The organism is Lapidilactobacillus wuchangensis, assembly GCF_003946645.1.
In the GTDB taxonomy this organism is placed as follows: Bacteria; Bacillota; Bacilli; order Lactobacillales; family Lactobacillaceae; genus Lapidilactobacillus; species Lapidilactobacillus wuchangensis.
In genome coordinates, this window is the sequence record NZ_RHOU01000001.1 from 347612 (window position 1) to 369996 (window position 22385).

General features: G+C 42.1%; 19 protein-coding genes and 1 riboswitch. Of the genes, 6 read left to right on the forward strand and 13 right to left on the reverse strand.

Going from position 1 to position 22385, the window contains the following annotated elements; all coding sequences use genetic code 11:
- Positions 1-61: 61 nt before the first annotated feature.
- Positions 62-221: riboswitch (M-box (ykoK) riboswitch) on the reverse strand.
- Positions 222-412: 191 nt separating this feature from the next.
- Positions 413-976 (forward strand): peptide deformylase, encoded by a 564-nt coding sequence (gene def / locus EKM82_RS01430; RefSeq protein WP_125766549.1) that lies wholly within the window; start codon positions 413-415, stop codon positions 974-976.
- Positions 977-997: 21 nt separating this feature from the next.
- Here the strand turns inward: def and EKM82_RS01435 are convergent, their stop codons facing one another.
- A complete protein-coding gene (locus EKM82_RS01435) occupies positions 998-1507 on the reverse strand; it encodes a hypothetical protein (RefSeq protein WP_125766550.1) in 510 nt (169 codons plus the stop codon).
- Between the two features lie 1092 nt (positions 1508-2599).
- On the opposite strand from EKM82_RS01435, the gene EKM82_RS01440 reads away from it, so the two are divergent.
- The 3 genes from EKM82_RS01440 (at position 2600) to EKM82_RS01450 (ending at position 5596) form a co-directional block, all read left to right on the forward strand.
- On the forward strand, positions 2600-2815 hold the full coding sequence (locus EKM82_RS01440) for a DNA-directed RNA polymerase subunit epsilon (RefSeq protein WP_125766551.1): 216 nt from the start codon (positions 2600-2602) through the stop codon (positions 2813-2815).
- Positions 2815-4506: a ribonuclease J1 gene (gene rnjA, locus EKM82_RS01445; protein WP_125766552.1), complete on the forward strand. Its 1692-nt coding sequence runs from the start codon at positions 2815-2817 to the stop codon at positions 4504-4506. The genes EKM82_RS01440 and rnjA overlap by 1 nt, the downstream gene beginning before the upstream one ends.
- Positions 4507-4642: 136 nt before the next feature.
- Entirely contained in the window at positions 4643-5596 is a 954-nt protein-coding gene (locus EKM82_RS01450; RefSeq protein WP_164508044.1) for a diacylglycerol/lipid kinase family protein, read from the forward strand.
- Positions 5597-5743: 147 nt separating this feature from the next.
- Here EKM82_RS01450 and recD2 read toward each other — a convergent pair whose 3' ends face one another.
- The 10 genes from recD2 to EKM82_RS01495 form a co-directional block, all read right to left on the reverse strand.
- A complete protein-coding gene (gene recD2, locus EKM82_RS01455; protein ID WP_125766554.1) occupies positions 5744-8245 on the reverse strand; it encodes an SF1B family DNA helicase RecD2 in 2502 nt (833 codons plus the stop codon).
- A 37-nt stretch (positions 8246-8282) separates the two neighbouring features.
- Positions 8283-8906: a tetratricopeptide repeat protein gene (locus EKM82_RS01460; RefSeq protein WP_125766555.1), complete on the reverse strand. Its 624-nt coding sequence runs from the start codon at positions 8904-8906 to the stop codon at positions 8283-8285.
- A gap of 18 nt (positions 8907-8924) precedes the next feature.
- Positions 8925-9593, reverse strand: coding sequence for a histidine phosphatase family protein (locus tag EKM82_RS01465; protein WP_125766556.1), 669 nt, complete (start codon positions 9591-9593; stop codon positions 8925-8927).
- An 841-nt stretch (positions 9594-10434) separates the two neighbouring features.
- The gene (locus EKM82_RS11215) at positions 10435-10608 is read right to left on the reverse strand and encodes a hypothetical protein (RefSeq protein WP_164508045.1); all 174 of its coding nucleotides are present in this window, start codon (positions 10606-10608) and stop codon (positions 10435-10437) included.
- 55 nt (positions 10609-10663) lie between these two features.
- On the reverse strand, positions 10664-11788 hold the full coding sequence (gene mnmA, locus EKM82_RS01470; protein WP_125766557.1) for a tRNA 2-thiouridine(34) synthase MnmA: 1125 nt from the start codon (positions 11786-11788) through the stop codon (positions 10664-10666).
- A gap of 19 nt (positions 11789-11807) precedes the next feature.
- On the reverse strand, positions 11808-12149 hold the full coding sequence (locus EKM82_RS01475) for a DUF1831 domain-containing protein (protein WP_125766558.1): 342 nt from the start codon (positions 12147-12149) through the stop codon (positions 11808-11810).
- 94 nt (positions 12150-12243) lie between these two features.
- On the reverse strand, positions 12244-13413 hold the full coding sequence (locus tag EKM82_RS01480) for a cysteine desulfurase family protein (protein ID WP_125766559.1): 1170 nt from the start codon (positions 13411-13413) through the stop codon (positions 12244-12246).
- A 79-nt stretch (positions 13414-13492) separates the two neighbouring features.
- A complete protein-coding gene (locus EKM82_RS01485; RefSeq protein WP_125766560.1) occupies positions 13493-14197 on the reverse strand; it encodes a 5'-methylthioadenosine/adenosylhomocysteine nucleosidase in 705 nt (234 codons plus the stop codon).
- A 508-nt stretch (positions 14198-14705) separates the two neighbouring features.
- Positions 14706-14951: a hypothetical protein gene (locus tag EKM82_RS01490; protein ID WP_125766561.1), complete on the reverse strand. Its 246-nt coding sequence runs from the start codon at positions 14949-14951 to the stop codon at positions 14706-14708.
- Positions 14944-15498: an NUDIX domain-containing protein gene (locus EKM82_RS01495; RefSeq protein ID WP_125766562.1), complete on the reverse strand. Its 555-nt coding sequence runs from the start codon at positions 15496-15498 to the stop codon at positions 14944-14946. The genes EKM82_RS01490 and EKM82_RS01495 overlap by 8 nt, the downstream gene beginning before the upstream one ends.
- A 305-nt stretch (positions 15499-15803) precedes the next feature.
- Here EKM82_RS01495 and EKM82_RS01500 point away from each other — a divergent pair, with 305 nt between their 5' ends.
- Together EKM82_RS01500 and EKM82_RS01505 are read left to right on the forward strand one after the other, a co-directional pair.
- Positions 15804-16661: a 5-bromo-4-chloroindolyl phosphate hydrolysis family protein gene (locus EKM82_RS01500; RefSeq protein ID WP_125766563.1), complete on the forward strand. Its 858-nt coding sequence runs from the start codon at positions 15804-15806 to the stop codon at positions 16659-16661.
- Positions 16648-17904 (forward strand): toxic anion resistance protein, encoded by a 1257-nt coding sequence (locus EKM82_RS01505; protein WP_125766564.1) that lies wholly within the window; start codon positions 16648-16650, stop codon positions 17902-17904. The genes EKM82_RS01500 and EKM82_RS01505 overlap by 14 nt, the downstream gene beginning before the upstream one ends.
- A 123-nt stretch (positions 17905-18027) precedes the next feature.
- Here EKM82_RS01505 and EKM82_RS01510 read toward each other — a convergent pair whose 3' ends face one another.
- Positions 18028-19476 carry an MFS transporter gene (locus EKM82_RS01510; protein WP_125766565.1) on the reverse strand — a complete coding sequence of 483 codons (1449 nt, stop codon included), beginning with the start codon at positions 19474-19476 and terminating at the stop codon, positions 18028-18030.
- Positions 19477-19572: 96 nt separating this feature from the next.
- The gene (gene ileS / locus EKM82_RS01515) at positions 19573-22359 is read right to left on the reverse strand and encodes an isoleucine--tRNA ligase (RefSeq protein ID WP_125766566.1); all 2787 of its coding nucleotides are present in this window, start codon (positions 22357-22359) and stop codon (positions 19573-19575) included.
- Positions 22360-22385 lie beyond the last annotated feature (26 nt).

Genomic DNA, 22385 nt, shown 5'->3' on the forward strand with positions numbered 1-22385 from the left:
TAATAATCACTTTGAAACTAAAAAAGCACACTCATCAACAGTGAGTGTGCGCAAATATTTGCTTAATCACTGTTGAGTTTTAGCACTATACAACGTAGAAAATAAATTCAGCTACATTAGAAAGAGCCTTGAAGGCAATTCCAGCTGACTCATGGGCATCTCTCGATGTTTCTGAGCAGTAGCTTATGTTTGTATAGGAGCCTCACCTAACAGGTGTTATTTAGTTTTGGGACCATTCATTTACTTATAATACTGATTTTTCTGGGAATTGCAACTAATTGCCTACGCAGGCTCACCATATTTTTCCCGGATTAATTGTAAAAAAAATCGTTGCGGCCAGATGCTTGCTTTAAAAAAACGGGGCTATCTGCTAAAATTAACTTAATATGTTAGATTGTTTGGAGGAAATATCGTGTATTTAATGAAAGACATTACTCGTGATGGCGATCCTGTTTTACGGCAAGTCGCAGCCAAAGTCGCATTTCCCTTAAGCGAAGCTGATCAAAAATTGGCTCACGATATGATGGAATACTTAGAAGTTAGTCAAGTCCCAGAAACGGCAGAAAAATACGGGCTCCGTCCTGGTGTTGGCTTAGCCGCACCTCAAGTTGGTGTTTCCGAAATGATGGCCGCCGTGTTGGTTCCTGGTACTGAGGATCATCCGAAACCATTATTTAAAGAAGTTATTATTAATCCCGTGATTGTTAGTCACTCCGTTCAGCCAGCGGCACTTTCTGAAGGTGAAGGCTGCCTGTCTGTTGATCACGATTTACCTGGTTATGTGGTTCGCCATGATCGCATTACTGTTCGTTACCAAGACATTGACGGCAAAACGCATAAAATTCGTTTACGCGACTACCCGGCCATTGTTTGCCAACACGAAATTGATCATTTAAATGGTCATCTCTATTACGACTTGATCAATCAAAAAGATCCTTACCAATTAACTGATCAGAATACTGTACTCATTGACTAAGCGACTAACTGCATGAGCAGCCTACTTAGACGATGATTTCTTTGACGCCGTTGTTTGCCAATTTGGGTGAGCAGTCGGCGTTTTTGTTTGCGACTCATCATTGAAAACCCGGGCCATATCATGAACATAATTAATCGTCGCTTGATTATCTAAATAAGCCACATCAAAATGAAATTGGTCATGGAGCTGCCAACATTCAGTTACAATAATTTGAGCGGGCAGTTCAACGGCTTCACGCAAATAACGTTCAAACTCACCAATCGTCAAATTAATTGGTTCCGCAGTCGTTAGCTGCACTTGATATTCAAACACCAAAACATCACGATGCCAAATCGAAACTGGCACTTCGCTATGCAGTGTTTGCACTTGTAATTGCGATAATTTAGGCGCCCATTTTTGAATAGCCTGGTTAATCTGCGTATCCACTAATTGCTGCTGACGATGTTGCTGGCGGATCAGCCACAAATGGTGACCAGTCCAGCCGAGAATAATAAGCATTAATATGATTAAAATCGACCACCAAATAATCATGGCTTCACATCCTTTTAAAGTTAGTATACCGACTCACGAAGTAAAAAACTATTTTCAAGGCTTACTTAACGGGTTTGGCAAATTTATTTAAGGAAAATTTAGTTAATAAACTGAACTGATTACAGACTGCATTCTGGACTCATTGATTGTAGAACATAGGTTTGAGCGATTATTGAAGATCGAGACTACTAAAACCTTGGTAAAGTTTTAAAACAAGATTGAGTCTGACTGCATTGCGGGCGTTTTGGTTGTGGAACGCGGCCGGGATTGATTTGAGCTTATTGCTCCGCAACAATCTCAAATACAACCCTTTGTCTAATCGCTAAAGCGACAAGACAAATTTTGGCGGCTGACAACCACGCCCTCCATTCCGTCTTGAGTTAGTGCGGTTCATTTCATTATTGTTAGTGATTAAGGCAGTCTATTGTAGAGTTGCTCAACCCTGTCAGAATGATATTAAGTTTGAACAGAAAACCAAAATAGTTTGATTGGATATCTCAATCTTTGAAGTACATTGATTTCGTCAATATCAGAAAGCTTGTCAAACATACTTTTAGTTCCCACAAATCTGGTTTTCCAAACAGTGATAATCAATTCTGTTAGTTTCATCTGGTGGTGGCTGGGCGATTGGCGTCAGATGTGAAATTATTGTTGGTGCTTCAGCACTTACAATAAGCCTCGAATTTGAGATTTTCGCAGAAAAGCTCAAATCGACGGCCACGTCGTTCCACGCCCTCTAAATCGCCCAGCCACCACCAAAAGCTAATTGGGGAAGACTTAGCACCATTTAGTTTCAAAGATTCAAATCGCTGGGCCTGTCGTTTTTCAATTAAGGAGCGACTTACATCAATTTCAATTTACGAGTTTCAAAATAAATATTTTTACACATCTTAAGAAAAACCGAAAATCTAGTAAATATGGATTCAAAAAAAGCCAACAATTTGCCCATACAACCGTCTTCATTGGTTCTTGCGAGTATACAAGTTGGGCAAAATATGATAATATCATCATAACTGTGAATGAAAAATAATGATTTTTTCATTGACCCAACGTTCGGAAAACTAAAAATATCGTTTATAAGGAGTTTTTATTTTGATTTTTAAAGTATTGTACCAACCAAATGCGATTCGCAATCCTCAACGGGAATTAACTCAAGCCCTTTATTTAGAAGCTGATTCTGCCGTTGCTGCTCGTGCCTTAGTCGCAAAAAACACTGACTATAATGTTGAATTGATTCAAGAATTAACCGGCAATTTCTTGGATTATGAACAAAAGAGTCCTAACTTTAAGCTAACGGAGTTTAATTAATGGTCAAAAAGCTTAAAATACAGAACAACGAAACCGCAGTTTATGCCATTGGCGGATTAGGCGAAATCGGCAAGAACATGTATGGCGTTCAATTCCAAGATGAAATCATCATTATTGATGCGGGGATCAAATTCCCTGAAGATGATTTACTAGGGATCGATTATGTCATCTCTGATTATAGTTATATTGCTGAAAATATCGATAAGGTCAAGGCTTTAGTAATTACTCACGGCCACGAAGACCATATCGGCGGAATTCCTTTCTTATTGAAACAAATCCCGAATATCCCAATCTATGCCGGTCCTTTGGCATTAGCTTTAATTAAGGGTAAATTGGAAGAACACGGTCTTTTGAATACAACTGAACTTCATGAATTAAGTGAAGACAGTGTGTTGAAATTCCCTAAGGTTAGTGTCACTTTCTTCCGGACAACGCACTCCATTCCTGACACATTAGGTGTGGCTGTGCATACGCCTCAAGGTGTGGTTGTCGAAACCGGTGACTTCAAGTTTGACTTGACGCCAGTTGGTGACCAACCTTCACCTAACTTACAACGAATGGCGCGTTTAGGTGAAGAAGGCGTCTTATTATTGATGTCTGATTCAACCAATGCCGAAATTCCCAACTTTACTAAATCCGAACGCTTTGTTGGTAATTCCATTCGTCATATTTTCGAAGGTATTGAAGGTCGGATCATCTTTGCTTCCTTCGCTTCAAATATCTCTCGGGTCGCGCAAGCTGTTTCTGCCGCCATTGAACATCATCGTAAAGTTGCTGTTTTCGGTCGTAGTATGGAAACCGCGATTGTTAATGGTCAAGAGTTAGGCTACTTGAAGATTCCCGATGGTGTTTTAGTTGACGCCCACGAAATCAATCACTTGCCTGCTAATGAAGTGATGATTCTCTGTACTGGTTCGCAAGGTGAACCAATGGCTGCTTTGAGTCGAATTGCTAACGGTACTCATCGCCAGATTTCAATTAATCCTGGCGACACGGTCATTTTCTCAAGTAACCCAATTCCTGGGAACACGATCAGCGTCAACCATTTGATCAACCAGTTATCAGAAGCTGGCGCCCATGTGATTCATGGCAAGGTCAACAATATTCATACTTCTGGTCATGGTGGTCAAGAAGAACAGAAATTAATGTTACGGCTAATGAAGCCTAAATTCTTCATGCCAATTCATGGTGAATACCGGATGTTGAAGATTCATACGGAATTAGCTGAATTATGTGGCGTGCCAATGGATCACAGTTATATTCTCGAAAACGGTGATGTTTTAGCTTTAACTAGCGATCGCGCGCGTGTTGCTGGTCACTTCCCTGCTGACGACGTCTACGTTGACGGTTCTGGCATTGGTGATATTGGCAATATCGTGCTCCACGATCGGCGCATCCTTTCTGAGGAAGGTTTAGTTGTCGTCGTGGCCACAATCGACTATAAGCGCAAGTTAGTCTTAGCCGGTCCGGATATTTTATCACGGGGCTTTGTCTATATGCGTGAATCTGGTAGTTTAATTGAATCAGCTCAAAAGCGGATCTACAATTTAATTCGCAAAACCTTTGCTGATGAAGAAAATGTGACTGAAGCGATGTTACGCGATGCAATCATTGACTCCCTTCAGGAATTCCTCTTCAATCAAACTGAACGCCATCCAATGATTTTACCAATGCTAATCACCACAGCTTAAAATTATTGATAATCTTAGGTAGTGGTCAAAAGGAAACTATCCTTTTGACCACTTTCTTATTTGTTCATTGTCCTGAAATATTTCAACTTTATCTGAAATGGTACAATTTAGCCTATATTCTTGGAGGAAAACTGTTTTGCCGAAGTATACGATCATTATTAATCCCCAAGCTGGTAGTGGTGCTGCCGCTAAAGTTTGGCCAAAATTAAAAGCGGCGTTAACCACAGCTCAAATTAACTTTGATTATTATTTTACTGAATATTCTGGTCACGCAACCAGTCTTAGCCGCAAATTAGCGCAACAGTTAACTCCTAGTCAGGCCACAAATGATGTTTTCCTGGTCGTTGGTGGTGATGGCACGGTCAATCAAGTGCTGAATGGTATTCACGACGTTACTGACAGACCAATTCCCATTGCTTATTTCCCGGCTGGTTCGGGGAACGATTTCGCTCGTAGTCTCCATCTGAAGCAAAAAATCAGCACCTTCATTGAGCATTTACAAAAAATTCGGCAAGCTAGCGATTTAAATGTTTTCGCGGTTCAAATCAAAGATGAAACTGGCCAAACACAACAACAGTTACTCATCAATAATTTCGGCATGGGTTTTGATGCCCATGTCGTTCACCTCACTGAACATTCGCCACTGAAAGCGAAGCTAAATCGCTGGCATTTAGGTAATTTGGCTTACGTCATCAACTTAATTTCTGTGCTAAAAAATCAAAAGTCCTTCGCAGTTGATGTGAAAACGCAACAGCAACAAGCTCATTTTGATCAGGCCTACTTGGTGACATTGACTAACATTGCTTACTTTGGCGGCGGCGTGCCGATTGTCCCCACTGCCGACCCGCACATTGAGGAATTAAATTTAATTATTCTGGAAAAGCCTAATCTCTTAAAATTCATTGGCCTCTTTATTTTAATGCTGGCAAATGGGCGACATCTGAATAGTCCGGCGGTCCATCTTTTTAAGACCGATCAGATTCAGATTAGCTGTCAACCGGCACAATATGGGCAAATGGATGGCGAGGATATGGGCCATCATGCGTTTCAACTACAAGCAACTAATCAACAATATCCGTTTTGGATTTAAATACTAACTAAAAACCCCGTTGACAGCAAAATTGTCAATGGGGTTTTTGTTTAATGATACTTCTCGTTTAAAAATAAATTAAAAAATGTCAGACAGAATAGCGGCAGACGACAAGATCCCTCCACGCCGTCTGGAGTTTAGGCTGAATTACCCTAGTTTCACTTGGTCCATACCGATCATTGGGTCAATGGTGTTACCGGCAATTAATTTTGCGGTTAAGCGATATTCGGTCACAGGGGTTTCCTCGACGAGTTGGTCGTTTGTGGTCGTTACGGCGGCTTGGTTGGCTGGTGCAGTGGCTTCGTCATCGGTCAATTGAATTAATTTGCGATTAATTTTAGCAGCTGCGGGCTGGGATTCTGTTTCGTTTGTTGCAGCTGCTGGATCAGTCGACTTTTTCTTTCGGCCCGGCTCGGCAAATTGTTGTTTGATATGCAAGGCCAAAGTGGTCTTTCGTTCGGTACCTTGTTCGAGAATTGCCTGAACAAAGGCTTCCTTCTGCCCGACCATCACCAATTTATCCTTGGCTCGCGTCACCGCCGTATAAAGCAATTTGCGCTGCAACATCCGACGATTATCCATAGTTAACGGTAAAATCACTAGCTGATACTCGCTACCCTGAGATTTATGGATCGACACACAATACGCCAAGCCTAAATTGATCCAATCAGGCCGTGCCAAACTAACTTCTAAGCCCGAAAAATCGATGATCAGCTGGGCTTGATTATCATTAGCCGCACTAGCTTTTTCAATACCGATAACTTTACCGATATCACCGTTGTAGATGCCACGTTGCCCATCGTTGACCAGCTGAATGACTTTATCACCGATTCGATAATTGACCTTGCCAACAGTGACTTGTTTAGTGGCTTCAGTTTTCCGGGGATTGACCAGTTCTTGAATCGATGCATTCAACTGATCGATGCCAGCCACCCCACGATACATCGGCGTTAAAATTTGGGTCTCAGCCAAACTGAATTTCTTCTGGCGTGACAATAGTAGCACCTGATCAACAATGTGGGCCACTTGACTGGGCTGACAAGCAATAAAAGAGCGGTCTGGTAAATTAGCCGTTAAATTATCTGGCACTTGTCCCTCTTTAATATCTCGAGCCAAGTCAATAATCGTCGAATCAGTGGATTGGCGATAAATTTCCGTTAAAGCGGTCACTGGCACTTGCTGACTACTGATTAAATCGGCAAAAACCCGACCAGGTCCGACTGATGGCAATTGATCTTGGTCACCAACTAGTAAAACTTGCATGCCACTTGGTAAGGCTTGTAGTAAGGCTTGGAAAAGTTGCTGATCGACCATCGACATTTCATCAACAATTAATAACTGGCCATGAATATCCTGACCCATTAATGGCTCAAACTGATCATCGGTCCGATTTAAACCTAATAAACGATGAATCGTCTTCGCGGGCAAGTCCGTCATTTCTGCCAAACGTTTGGCTGCCCGACCTGTTGGTGCCGCTAACTGAATTGGAAAGTCCTCTTCTTCACCTTTACGAATTTCTAATTGAAAATGATTCTTCTTGGCAAATAAGGTCACCACTGCATTCAAAATTGTGGTTTTCCCCGTCCCAGGACCACCAGTCAAAATCGTTAAGGGCTGATCCAAGGCGGCTTCAATCGCGGCAACTTGTTGCTCATTATAAGTAACTTTGTGCCAACGTTCTAAGGCCCGCAATTCTTTTTTAAAAGTTGCTTGAGGCCAAGCTTTAATCTGATGCTGCTGTAATTGCTGAATCGACTGCGCAATTTGCATTTCGCTTAAGTAAGTATTGGTCAAATATAAGCGATCTTCTTCAACGGCGATTCGACCATCACTAGCGATTTGAACCAATTGGTCGGCAATTTGTTGATCAGAAATTCGTTCCGAACGCGTTTGCGCTAATAAATTGGCCGCACCAGCTAAAGTCTCCCGGGCGGCAGCGTATGTATTGCCAGTCACTGCCAAATCATGCCGCAAATATTGAATTAAAGCTGCCTGTAAGCGAATTGGCGCGTCGGCGGCAATATTCTCCGCTACGGCAATTTGATCAGCCTGACGGAAGCTTATTTGGCGAATATCCAATGCTAAACGATAAGGATTCGTTTGAATAATCTTCAAAGCATCTGTTTGATATTTTTCAATAATTTTTTCAACTAATTGGGGACCAAAACCTAAGTTGCCTAGCGCTAACAAAACCTGTTCTGTTCCGTGAGAGCTCTGTAACTGTTCGGTCAACACCTGAATTTGATCGGCTTTAAGACCGACTTGATTCAAACAAGTGGGATCCGCCAAAATTTGGTCAATGGCATCTAACCCCAATTGCCGGACAATTCGTTTAGCCGCGACTTTGCCAATTCCCGGAAATTGATCACCTGATAAATAATTAACCAAAGTGGCTTCGCTGTCTGGTCGCACTTGTTGGTAAGTATTCGCTCTAAACTGCTTGCCATACTTAGGATGCTCAACTAATTCACCAAAGAATTGATAGCGTTCAGCGTAATTCAGTTCAGCGAAGTTCCCGGTCACGACGATCGTATTCGTTTCCCACTGGAAATCGGCCTTTTTGATTTTAATGGAGACAATCTTGAATAAACTGCTGGGACTTTCAAATAAGAAGCCATCAACGGTTCCTTCTAATTCTTGTTGAGCCATGGAACTCACCTCACTTCCGCAGAAAATCTGTCATCAATTACTTGGGAAAAATAGCTTGGACAGCCGTTTGATACTTCGTTGGTGCTAGTTGCGCGGCACGCCTCAATAATTGCTCGCCTTGAGCTTTTTGATCAACCGTATTTAATAAGCAACCACCTAACACAAACATGGCGTCCGGATCATCGTTAGCCAAATCATAGGCTTTTTGTGCATATGATTTGGCTGTTGTCCATAAATGCTGCTTAGTCAAAATTTGCGCCATCAATAAGTACTCCGGAAAAGCCACCGTTGCTTGCTCCACCGCTGTTAGGGCAAAGGCGTTCGCTAATTGAATCTGTTGCTGTTCGAAATAAATCACCGCCATTAAATAGCTGGCAGCACCGACTAATTTTGTTTTCAATAAAGGTGTCAATAATTTCAAAGCCTGATCATCCTGTTTCAATTGATGAAAAATCAGGGCTTGATTATAAGGCACTTCAATTTTTGCCGGTGCTAATTGATGGACTTGGGCTAAGACAACTTGGGCCTGACTGAAATCGGCCACGGCAATTAAATCAGTCGCTAAAGTCATTAAGGCGGTAATATCATGGGGCGTCTTCGTCAAAGTAATCGTTAACTCATGAATTTCGGCTTCAATTTTTTTCTGTTCACTGGCGTTCAAGCTGTCATCTCCTTTAAATTAAACTGAATCAGTGGCGCCTAATTTTTTGCCAAGGTAGGACGTCTCATTCCAAACGACTTTCTGGAAACTTTGCCCGGCATCAGTCGTTGCTAAAACGGTCAAACTAGTGTTAGCCAAGCCGCCGTCTTTACGTAAATCAGCCAGAGGTGTGCCAATCAAGGACTGCATCAAAGCAGTTAACGCCGCCCCATGACTAACCACTAAAATATTATCAGTCGCTGTGGGATATTTTTCAGCAATACTAACAATCACCTTGCGCATTCTTAAAATCAATTGGCTGAAACTTTCGGCTTTGATTTTAGCCGCATCAAATTGGTCTGGCCGATGACGAAACGCATCAACTTCATTGGGATATTTACTCTCAACTTCTTTGAAAGTTTTCCCCTCCATCAAGCCCAAATTAAACTCACGCAAATCAGGACAAACAATAATGGGAATTGTCTGATTCAAATGCTCGCTAATAAAAACCGCAGTTGTTTGCGCGCGTAATAATGGACTGGTATAAATCGCCTGAAATTGAACATGCTTCTCTAACAGAAACTTAGACAAACGAGTGATGTCCCGATAACTAACAGGTAACAATGGTGAATCCCCATGAGCACCTTGATAACGTCCCTCTAAATTCCATTCTGTTTTACCATGGCGAACAAAATAAATTTTGGTCATAGCCTAACCTACCCTTACCCTAATTTCATGTCGCACTAAAACTTGTTCCCAATCAATTTGTGACCCAATTATTTGTCAGACATCGCTAATTGATTTAGGTTAATGTTTTTATTTTAGTTGAGTTTAGCAAATTCTTCAAGATTTGCCGGCAAGTTGTTGCCAAAAGGAAACAAAACAGACGGGTTTAAGTTTAAAAATATTAAAGACCAAGAATTATTAAAGCCCGATGAAAATGTTAAAACAGAATAGCGTCTGACTGCATTCCGGGCTTGCTGGTTGTGGAACGCGGCCGGCATTGATTTGAACCAATTAAAAGCCAAAGTTCAAAAGAGTTAAAACTCTGTGAAGATGAATAAACAAAATTGCGTCTGACTCTGTTCCGGGCTGCTTGTCGTGGAACGCTACCGACATTGATCTGAGCCTTTGTTGTACAAAGTCTCAGATACAAGTCTTATTATAAGTGCTAAAGCACTAACAATAATTTGGTGGCTGACAACAAGATCCCTCCACGCCGTCTGGAGTTGAAGTAATACACTTCAAATTGGTTAGTTCTTAAGGCAATTGTAGCGGGGCAGAGCAACTTAATTCAAATTGTTGTCATAACTGAATGTCAGCATCAAAAAAGCCTATCTGGCAGTTCCTGGTTTAATTCCAGAAAACTTGTCAAACAGGCCTATTAGTATACTTTAATCTGTTTTTCTAATTAGTGGTGCTCAATTCTGTTAGTTTCCACAGGTGGTTGCTGAGCGATTAGCGTCTAGCTCCACTAATATTGCCTTGACGTCAATCAAAAATAAAGTGGACTAACCTAACTCAAAGCGCAGTGGAGGCCGCCGGGTTGTCAGCCGCCAAATTCTTCTTGATGGCGGTAGCCATTTAGAAGAAGACCTGTATTAGAAATTATTGCGGAGCAATAAGCTTCAATCAGCGTCGGCAGCGTTCCACAACCCGCCGGCCGCAACGAAGCTGACCACGATTCAGCCAAAAACCAGTTAAGGTTTAAATCGCCCAGCAACCACCACAACCAATTGGGGCAGTCTTGGCACTATTCTACCCAAAACGAACGTTGATTAAACGTACTGAAGTGCCTTAGCCTCACTGTAAGCAACGTCGATCGTACCGCCACCTAAGCACTCGTCGCCTTCGTAGAAGACAACAGCCTGGCCAGGTGTGATGGCCCGAACTGGTGCATCGAAAGTAACTGTTGCTTGGCTAGGATCATCGGCGTCAAGCTTAACGGTTACACCAACATCGGCCTGACGGTAACGGAACTTAGCAGTGCAATGGAACTCATCAGCTGGTGCTTGGCCAGCAACAAATGATAGCTTGACTGCTTTTAAGCTTGTTGCGTAAAGCAAAGGATTCTCAAAGCCCTGATCAACGATCAAAGTATTGGTCTTCATATCCTTACCAACAACAAACCAAGGATCATTTGAACCAGTACCGCCGCCAATACCTAAGCCAGAACGCTGACCAATAGTGTAGTACATCAAACCATCATGCTGGCCCTTTAACTCACCAGCTGGTGTCCGCATCTCACCAGGCTGTGCAGGTAAGAACTCCTTCAAGAACTTCTTGAAGTCACGCTCGCCGATGAAGCAAACCCCAGTTGAATCCTTCTTGCTGGCGGTTGCTAAACCAGCCCGCTGCGCAATGGCCCGAACCTCAGGCTTACGTAAATGGCCAATTGGAAACATAACTTTTTGTAACTGGTCCTGAGATAAGGTGTTTAAGAAATAAGTCTGATCCTTGTTATCATCAGCGCCACGCACCAAATGAACCTGACCAGCGTCATCGCGCCGTAACTGAGCATAGTGACCCATGGCGATATAGTCAGCATTCATTGCCATTGCATAATCAAGAAAAGACTTAAATTTAATCTCTTTGTTGCACATCACATCAGGATTTGGGGTGCGGTTATGACGATATTCGTCTAAGAAATACTCAAACACACGATTCCAATATTCCTTCTCAAAATCGATTGAATAGTAAGGAATGCCAATCTGATTTGCGACACGAGCGACATCCTCGAAGTCCTCGGTGGCCGTGCAAACGCCCGAGTCAGTCGTATCGTCCCAATTTTTCATAAATACGCCGACAACATCGTAACCTTGTTCTTTCAATAACAACGCCGTTACTGAAGAATCAACGCCACCACTCATGCCAACAACTACTCGGGTTTTTGAATTATCCATCTTTTCTCTTTAGCTCCTTCTAAGCGGTCACAATTAAGATATCCCGCTCAATCAAATTGTCGATTTGGAAATTAAACTGCTCCACTTCATCGACATTTTTTTCATCTTTAAAAATATTAACGCTCTTCATACCACTACGGTCTGTGACTGACATCTTTAAAGCAGTCAAGTCAGCACTAACCGACATCTTCAACATATAAGCCGCATTATAAGGCGAATTGCCTTGTAAAGGCCGTTCTAATTGAAAGACGCCTCGTGGTGTTTTCATAAAACCAACATCCCGTAAAGCATATGCCTTGATTTTGGGACTAAGTTTAAAAGTCCGTTTATCCCCTAAAACTTTAGCTTCATCTTTTGCCATGTTAATTCCTCCAAATCACGGTCACCAAAAGAGGTGAACCAGATCATATTCTGGTTTCATTATAGCAAAAAGTCAGTCAACTAGGATAATCTTCCTAGATTGTCTGAGCATTTTTTTGTAAGTAATCATGGGCGACGGCACTAATTGCCAATCCTAACTCATGGGCACTAGCCAGATCGTTCTCACTACCAAAGGACAGCCGTAACGATTCGCGAATTTGCGGTGCCTGTTCACCAAACAAAGCAATCAGTACATGCGAAGGTTCCAAACTGCCAGCTGTGCAAGCTGAGCCACCGGAAACAGCAAAGCCCCGCAAATCCAAGTTCATTAAGGCCAACTCGGTAGGCACACCCTTAAGCCAAATATTTAAGACGTGCGGTGCTGCCAGATCAACATCAGGTCCATTAATAGCAAAATCAACCCCTTGTGCCGTTAAAACTTGAATCACTTCTTGTTTTAAAGCCAGCAACTGTTGCCGTTTATTGGCTTTTTCACGACCGGCCAAATCTTGCGCGGCTTGAGCTAGACCAACAATTCCTGGCAGATTTTCCGTGCCAGCTCGGCGTTTATGCTCCTGCTCGCCACCTCGCATAAAAGGAACAAATTTGACACCATTACGTGCATAAAGGAAGCCAACGCCCTTAGGACCGTGGAGTTTATGCCCGGAAATCGACAAGAAATCAACGCCTAATCGCTGCACATCAATGTCTAACACGCCATAAGCTTGCACCGCATCAGTATGAAAAATAGCTTGGTGATCAGCTAACAGTCGGCCGATTTCAGCAATCGGTTCAATACTGCCAACCTCATTATTGGCCATCATCACTGAGACTAAAATGGTATCTGGTCGCAAAGCCGCTTTTAAATCCGCTAGGGAAATTAGACCCTGAGCGTCAACTGGTAAATAAGTCACCTCATAACCATGTTTTTCCAAATAGGCCATTGTCTGCAAAACCGCCGGATGTTCAATCGCGGTCGTAATAATATGATGACCACGATCACTGTAAGCGCGCACCGTGCTAAGAATCGCGGTATTATCGCTTTCCGTCCCACCACTGGTGAAAATAATTTCGTCAGTGGCTGCCGCATGAATACTTTCGGCTAAAATTTGCCGACTTTGATCCAGCAAATGATGGGCTTGGCGACCAAAATAATGTGTACTGGAAGCATTGCCAAACTCATTTTGCAGAATTTCCGTCATTGCTGTCACAACGCTGGGACTAACCGGTGTGGTTGCTGCATTGTCAAAATAATAATGTGCCATGAATCGCTTCTACTCCTTAACCCCAATTACAATTTCAGGTTAAGTATTACCGCCATAATAATTGCAATTGAAAAATAAATTAAATCACTTTTTGTATTTCTGGTAAAGCTAATAATAATAATTGTGCGGCATGACGTCCAGCCTGGACGACAAATTCGTCGAAGCTAACGCTAGCATCATCATCGCCGTTATCACTAATTGCCCGAATAATTAAGCTTGGGCAGTTAAAGTTAGCGGCAATTTGCGCCACTGCTGCCCCTTCCATTTCCACTGCTTGCACACCAGGAAAATCTTTTTTAATCGTAGCAACTCGTTGTGGATCAGCCACAAATTGATCACCAGTGGCAATCAGCCCAGTCACTGTTTTCAAATCCAATTGTTCAGCTGCTGCTTGGACAATTTGGACCAACCGTTGATCAGTCTGGAAGTACAAATCATGATCAGGTAATTGACCTAACACATAATCGCCACCATTGATCACATCAACATCGTGATAAACCAGACGATCGCCGACAACCAATTCGCCAACTTGCAAGCCAGCACCAACACCGGCCGCCGAACCAGAATTAATAATGACATCCACTTGGAAATGATCACATAAAATCGTAGCCGTCATCGCCGCCTGAACTTTACCAATACCAGATTGTGCTAAAACTAAATCAATACTTTGGTAACTACCCACTGTAAAACTAGCGCCACCAATTTCAACAGTTTCAACTGCCGACAATTTCTGCCGATAAAGCCCAATTTCCTCAGCCATCGGCACTAAAATACCAACCTTCATAAAAACCCTCCTTAGAATAGAGTGTGAGGGCTGGTGGTCTTTTGGCGTAGCGTAACTTCAAATAATGATTTGAGCTGGTGCAACCAGATCGAAGCATTATTTAAGTTAGGCATAGCCATTTACCAGCCCGAACACGTTTTAAATAGAGTGTGAGGAGTTGCAGTTAGCTGGCGTAGCGTAACTTCAATTATTTGATTGAGCGGTAAAACCGATCGAGCAAATAATTAAGTTAGGCATAGCCAGCTGCAACTCTGAACACATTTGAATAGAGTGTGAGGAGCGACGTACTTTTGGCGTAGCGTAATTTCGATAATTTGATTGGACGACCCCGTCGGCCGAGCAAATTATCAAATTAGGCATAGCCATTTGTCGCTCCGAACACGTTTTAGTAGAGTGTGAGGAGTTGCGGTTAGCCGGCGTAGCGTAACTTCAATTATTTGATTGAGCGGTAAAACCGATCGAGCAAATAATTAAGTTAGGCATAGCCAGCTGCAACTCTGAACACGTTTCAAACAAAAAACAAAACCAAATAAGCAATAACAATCAACACACTAACAATCAAAATCGTCCAATTTAATTTACGCCGCATTTTGGGGTGAGCCACATAGGTTGAAGCCTGCCCCTGACGCTGCAACGCTTCTTGCCGAGCAACTCGCGATAAACCTGGTGTTGGTTCGGCAGAATCAGTTGCCGCAGCTGGTTGATGAACATCAATAATCATATCCGGTTCTTGATTTTGGTGACGTTTATTCATGCTGACCTCCAACTAATTGTTGCCAATACTGAACAGCTAATAAAGTTTTACCATCAATAAAGTCACTACTTGTTAGGTAAGCATTTATTTCAGGTAAGGTAAATAACTTAACTTCTAAGAATTCATCAGCATCTAATGAACGTTTGTGGGCAATTGGTTGTAAGTCTTGGGCCAGATAAAGCGACATTTTTTCAGTTGCAAAACCTGGCGAACTATAAAAGCGACTTAGTAATTGCCATTGATAAGCGGACTGACCAATTTCTTCGTTCAATTCCCGTTTGGCCACAGCCAAAGGATCTGTTTCTAAAGGATCGATTTTACCTGCCGGGATTTCCCAAGTTTCATGGGCCAACGGTGACCGCCACTGTCGCACAAAATAGGCGTGTTCAAGGTCAGCCAGCGCTAAAATTGCGACGGCACCGTGGTGTTCGACAATTTCACGTTCCGCTGGTTTACCATTGGGCAATTCCACAACTTGTTGATGCAGGCGTAAAATATGACCATCATATAAGACCCGATCACTTTTAACCTTTTCTGTAAAATCCATTTTTTCGCCAACTCCCATAAAATAATATCATACCGAAGTATCCGATGAATGTAAATTAAAAATACTTACTTTTTGTAAATAAAATAAATTATTCGACTCGCTTCGATTATATCATGTTAAGTTCGCTAACGTTCAGGCTTTTATGATTACCAGTATCCACTATAACTGAGGGCTTGCATCATCCCGATGAGGCCCAAGTCAACACCGTCTTGGGACTGATAAGCAAAATCAATCCTTAGCCTTATTCAGCTTTGACATAATTATGATAGAATCAAGGTAGTAATTGAGTGAGATGGAGGTTTATCATGACATTTAAAAAAATTATGCGCGTTTTATTAACCGCCTGGGTGATTATCTTCGCTAGTTGCAGTGTTCTAGCTTATGATGACCACGATGGCTTCCGAGCAATGTTAGTCTTCACCTTGATTGGGGTTGTTTTGTTATTCTTAACCCACCGTGGTCACCGCGAACAGCGCAGCGACCAACAAAGTGATAGTTTCGATGCCCCAATCAGCAAGAAAATGTTGACTCATTATCAACAATCTGGTTTAAGTGATGCTGAAATTAAAGTTTTCCGTGACACAATGGCTGATGCCAAAAAAGAAATTGTGACTTTAGACACCACCATGCAACAAGTCCCTAAATTACGGGCAATTAATCTTAACCACGATACCATCAATTTAAGCAAAGCTTTATTTGCGGCTTTGGTTAAAGAACCTGATCGTTTGCAAGAAGCGGCGCCTTTCCTTTATAAGCATTTGCCAACGAGTGTGCAAATCGCTAAGAAATATGAAGAAATCAGTCACCACGAATTGAAAACCAGCGACACTTATGCGGTAATGGATCGTAGCGTCGAAATGTTGGCCGCCCTTAGTGAACAAATCAAGCACGATTATCTCGATTTCGTTTCCGAAGACGTTAGTGATTTAAAATCAACTTTAGATTCTGTTAACGAGAAGCATGATCAACCTGATTTTAGCAGTCAAAGTGATCAAACAATCGCACAAATGCAGGCGGAACTTAATCAGATTCAACATGATTATTTATCCACTCAAGCAGAAAAAGAAGCTGCTAAACAGCAACCAACGCCAACTAACCCAGACACATCAGCAACCAATGACTCAAACCAAGAAAACGATGAGGATCATCATGACGGAAAATAATCAAAAGAATAATGATAATTTAAATAATACCAATTTATATGACGATTTGCTGGCGACCCCTTTCGCTGATAACAGTGATTTAACAGCCGCGGCGCCACAAACACCAGCTGACGCAACTGATGAAACAGCAGCGTTAGAGCGACTAACTGATACCCAGAAGCAACAAGCTGCAGCGCTGGTCAAACAAATCGATACTAAAAACCAGGCCGCCGTATTAAATTATGGTGCTAATGCTCAGAAACAACTGTCGGCTTTCTCACAAAAAATGTTGGACCAAGTTCAAAGCCAACAAACTGGTGAGATCGGCAATGGCTTAACGGATTTGATGTATCGTTTAAATGAGGCCAATCCTAGCGAGCTAGAAGCAGAAAACAACAATGTCTTTCGCAAACTTTTTGGTAAAGTTAAACGCTCGGTTTATGAACTGACGGCCAAGTATCAAAAAATTGGTGCCCAAATTGATTCCATCGCTACTAAATTAGATCATCAGAAAAACGACCTGTTACTTGATAATAAAATGTTAAATGGCCTCTACGACCAAAACAAGGCTTATTTCGACGCTTTAAATGTTTACATCGCCGCCGGAAAAGTGAAGTTGAAGGATTTGGAAGAAAACGAAATTCCCCAACTATTAGCCGCTGCTGAGGCATCTGGCGATCAAATGCAAGTTCAAGAAGCCAACGATCTGAAACAATTCGCTGATCGTTTAGAGAAACGGACTCACGACTTAGAATTAGCCCGCCAGATTACAATTCAGCAAGCGCCTCAGATTCGTTTAATCCAAGGAACCAACCAAGCTTTAGCTGAAAAAATCCAAGCTTCAATTAACACGGCGATTCCATTATGGAAGAATCAAGTGGCCATTGCCCTCACCTTGTTACGTCAAAAAGATGCCGTGACGGCTCAACGTCAAGTTTCGCAAACAACCAACGATCTCTTAGCTAAGAATTCAGAAATGCTGAAAATCTCCGCAATTGAAACGGCTAAGGAAAATGAACGTGGTGTGGTTGATATCGAAACCCTGCAAAAGACGCAAAACGATTTAGTCGAAACTTTACAACAGACCTTGAAGATCCAACAAGACGGCCGCAAGAAACGTCAAGCAGCCGAAGGTGAATTACAAAAGATGGAATCAGAATTAAAAGAACATTTGTTAGCTTATAGTCGTGGTGAAACAACTAGCGATTATCGAACTCGTAAAGATGTTGACCCGATTCCAGATTCCCGGATTGAAGATAAATAAACCAGCAAAAAGACCTAATGTCAGCCAACTCTACGGTGAGTGACTGAAATCAGGTCTTTTTTTAATGCTGAATATTAAAAATCAGGAAATGTTAAACCAACTTTCTCTGATTGCTTTTAATATTTAATGGACTTGAGCTTTCTTCTTCGCTTGGCCTTTAAACCAACGATAGCCGGTTAGAACAGTGGCCACCAAACTTAACGCCAGCGAAATCAAAAAGGTTACTTTCATCCCATAAATAAAGGTTTCCGGATGCTTAGGCAAATAAGTCGTCACATGTTGGCCTAATTGATGACTCATGGCACTAAACAGAATTGTGGTAGCAAAAGTTATTCCTACAATCATCCCTAATTCGCGAGCCAAACTATTAATCCCACCAGCTTGACCTAAATCCTGACGTTTAACCGAACTCATGACAATCGTGTTATTAGGCGCTTGAAACATCCCATTACCTAAACCAACTAAGCCTACAAACGCGGTAAATAACCAGAGCGGTGTTTGTAAATTCGTTAAATAATAGCCAACTTGACTGGCAGTAATGAATACTAGACCAAAGAACGTGAGACTTTCCGGCCCAATACGATCAGAGATTGCACCTGAAACTGGTGCGACTAAAACCTGAACTACTGGGAAAATCATCAGTAAGTATCCCGCAGTACTTGCGGCTAATCCTCGCGCATTTTGCAAGTAAAATGGTGAAATGACATTAAACACAAAATTGACCACAAAAATCATAAAGGCAGTTAACAAGCTCAATGAAAAATCGACATTTTTAAAGATTTTAAAATCAAGCATCGGCGTCGTGGTCCGATTTTCATGATAAATAAAAATACCTAAAGCTAAAATTGCTAAAACAATTAGACTGATGACTGACCAGTGTTGATACCCCGCATCTTGGCCAATAAAAATGCCACCAAACAAACCAACAATCAAGACGGCAAACGAAACAGTTCCCAGCCAATCAATTTTAGTTTTGACAAAGGAAATATCCTTCGGCAAAACGAAGGCACCCAGAATCATGGTCAAAATACCAACCGGAACATTGATCCAGAAAATATTACCCCAATAAAATTTGGCCAAAATCAGGCCGCCAATCCCTGGTCCAGCAATACTTCCTAAAGACACAAAGGAGCCGATCCATCCTAAAGCTTTTCCACGCTCATTAATTGGAAAAACCTCGGTGATAATCCCATTATTCGTACTCATGGTCATTGCCGCACCAATTGCCTGAACCGCCCGACCAGCCAGCAATAGACTTAAGCCATGATTAAATCCGGAGAATAGTGAACCCAAGATGAAGAGCACGGTCCCAATGCGAAAAATTCTAATTTTACCGACAATATCCCCCAATTTACCAAAGAATAACAACAAAGCGCAAATCACAATGAGGTAAACTGAGACGACCCACTCTGATTGATTCATGGGAATGCCCAGGTCCTTGCTGATTGTCGGTAACGCGATGTTCACAATACTACCGTCCAGTGTTGACATAAACGTAAACATCCCCACCGCGGTCAAAATCAACCACCGTTTGGACTGCACTTTAGGATCAGCCAAATAATTATCTGTCATATCTTTTATTAACCCCCTACTTGGTGAAAAAGAAGGTGAGACTGTATTGACAAGATTCTTTGTCACAGTCTTACCTTCTTCTTCAATTCTTAAAAATTATTTTTTAGGTTCAAAGCCTTCTGTTACTGCTTCAGGAAATTCTTCCCGAACAATCTTGGCACAGTCAGCACAAAGCGTTGGCAAGTCAGGATCAGTGCCGACACTTAACAACGTCTTCCGGCAACGTTCGCAAACCTCGCCCGGAGCATGACTAACTTCAATTGCAAAATCCGTAAACTGAGTAGCCGTTGCGGGAACTTCGGTTTCACTCAATTGGAATTTCGACACAATTAATAACTCAGCTAATTCTGGTTCTAAGTCGGTCAACATTGGAATCAAGTCAGCTTTTGGATAAACAACGACTGCTGCTTCCAAAGACTTCCCAATTAACTTATCAGCCCGCGCTTGTTCTAAAGCCCGATAAACTTCAGAACGGAACGTCATGAAATCAGCCCATTGATCTAATAATTTCTGATCATCAGCACTGACTGTTGCTGTTGGTAATTCTGCTAATTGCACATAAGCTTCTGGCTCTTGTAAGAAGCTCCAGATTTCCTCAGCAGTATGTGGCAAGATTGGCGTCAATAATTTCGTTAACGTGACTAATGCTTCGTAAATGACTGTCTGCATTGCCCGCCGACTCAAATCATTTTCCGACTTGATGTAGATTACATCTTTGGCAAAGTCCAAATAAAAGGCTGACAAATCGTTAACTAAATAATTATTGATTTGTTTGAAGACCGTGGCGAAGTTGAAATCATCGTATGCCGCAATAGCGTTTTGATTGACTTCATGCAAGCGAGCTAGCAAATAACGGTCAACATCACGCAAGTCATTTGCTGGTAAACGATCTTTCTTAACGTCAAAATCGGCAACATTAGCCAACATGAAGCGCATCGTATTCCGAACTTTCCGATATGATTCAGAAATCTGCCGTAAAACATCCATTGACACCATCACGTCAGAGCTACTATCAACTGAAGCAACCCACAAACGGACAATTTCAGCACCCATTTGCTTGAAAATGTCATTAGGATCAATCACATTACCTTGCGACTTACTCATCTTATGGCCCTTGTCATCCAGCACAAAGCCTTGTGATAAGACATGACGATATGGTGCTTGGCCAGTTGTCGCCACACTAGTAATCAAACTAGAGTTAAACCAACCACGATATTGATCAGAGCCTTCAATCACTAAGTCAGCGGGGAAAGATAATTCTGGTCGTTCTTTAAGCACACCGCGATGTGATGAACCGGAATCAAACCAAACGTCAAGAATATCTTTTTCCTTAGTAAATTCGCCATTTGGTGAACCAGGATGAGTAAATCCTTCAGGTAACAATTCTTTGGCTGACATTTGTTGCCAAACAATCGCACCATGCTTTTCAATTAATTGGGCCACATGTTCGATTGTTTCCGGTGTGATGATGGCAGTCCCATCTTCAGCGTAAAAGATTGGTAATGGCAAGCCCCAAGCACGCTGCCGTGAAATAACCCAATCGCCACGATCTTTAATCATGTTGTAAAGTCGTTTCTGACCCCAATCAGGACTAAATTTAACATCCTTGATTTGCGCTAAGATTTGGTCACGATAGGCATCAATTGAGGCAAACCATTGTGATGTTGCTCGGAAAATAACCGGTTTCTTCGTCCGCCAGTCATGAGGATAACTATGGGTGAAGAAGCTTAACTTCAATAAAGCGCCATTCTTCTTTAACTCCTCAGTGACCATCTTATTAGCATCGTCGTAGAAAACACCAGCAAAGCCAGGAGCATCATCAGTCATCATGCCTTGAGCATCAACAACTGATAAAACTGGTAAGTGATATTTCTGACCAGCATTAAAGTCATCAGCACCATGACCTGGTGCGGTATGAACCAAACCAGTCCCATCATCAAGGGTGACATGGTTGCCTAAAATAACTAATGAAGTCCGGTCATACAGTGGATGTTGGACCGTGATGTATTCAAGATCCTTCCCTTTAACTTGTTTCAAGACTTCAATATTCTTGAAATCCAAAGCTTCTTGAACCGCATCAAGGCGACCACTGGCAATCACATATTTATGACCATCAGCATTCACCACACTGTAATCAAACCGTGGATTAACACAAACTGCTTCATTAGCAGGAATCGTCCAAGGCGTGGTCGTCCAAATGATCATTGACGTGTCTTGATCTAAAACACCTTTACCATCGACCACTTTGAAAGCCACATACATTGATGGTGATTTGATGTCATGGTATTCAACTTCGGCCTCAGCCAAGGTTGATTCAGAAGATGGTGACCAATAAACAGGCTTCTTACCTTTATAGATGTAACCTTTTTCAGCCATTTCACCGAATAAACGAATTTCTTCAGCTTCAAATTTCGGTTGCAAAGTAATGTAAGGATGATCCCAATCACCAGCAACGCCTAGGCGCTTGAACCCGATTCGTTGTTTGTCAATTTCTTCAAGGGCAAACTTCCGGCATAATTCCAGATATTCGTCACGGGGCATTTTGCGGCGATCAATACCCTTTTTAGTCAATTGTTGTTCGATTGGCAAGCCATGGGTATCCCAACCAGGGACATATGGTGCGCGGAAACCGTGCATTGATTTGTAACGCACAACAATATCCTTGCTGACCTTGTTTAAGGCATGGCCTAAATGAATATCACCATTGGCGAATGGGGGTCCATCATGAAGAATAAAAGTTGGTTTACCCTCATTTAATTTTTGTCGCTGTTCATATACATGATTCTCTTCCCAATCCGCTTGCCACATTGGTTCGCGCTTAGGCAAACTCCCGCGCATGGGAAAAGCTGTTTTGCCAAGATGTAAAGTATCCTTAACTCGCATGCAAAATCCTCCTAATTTTAGAGTGT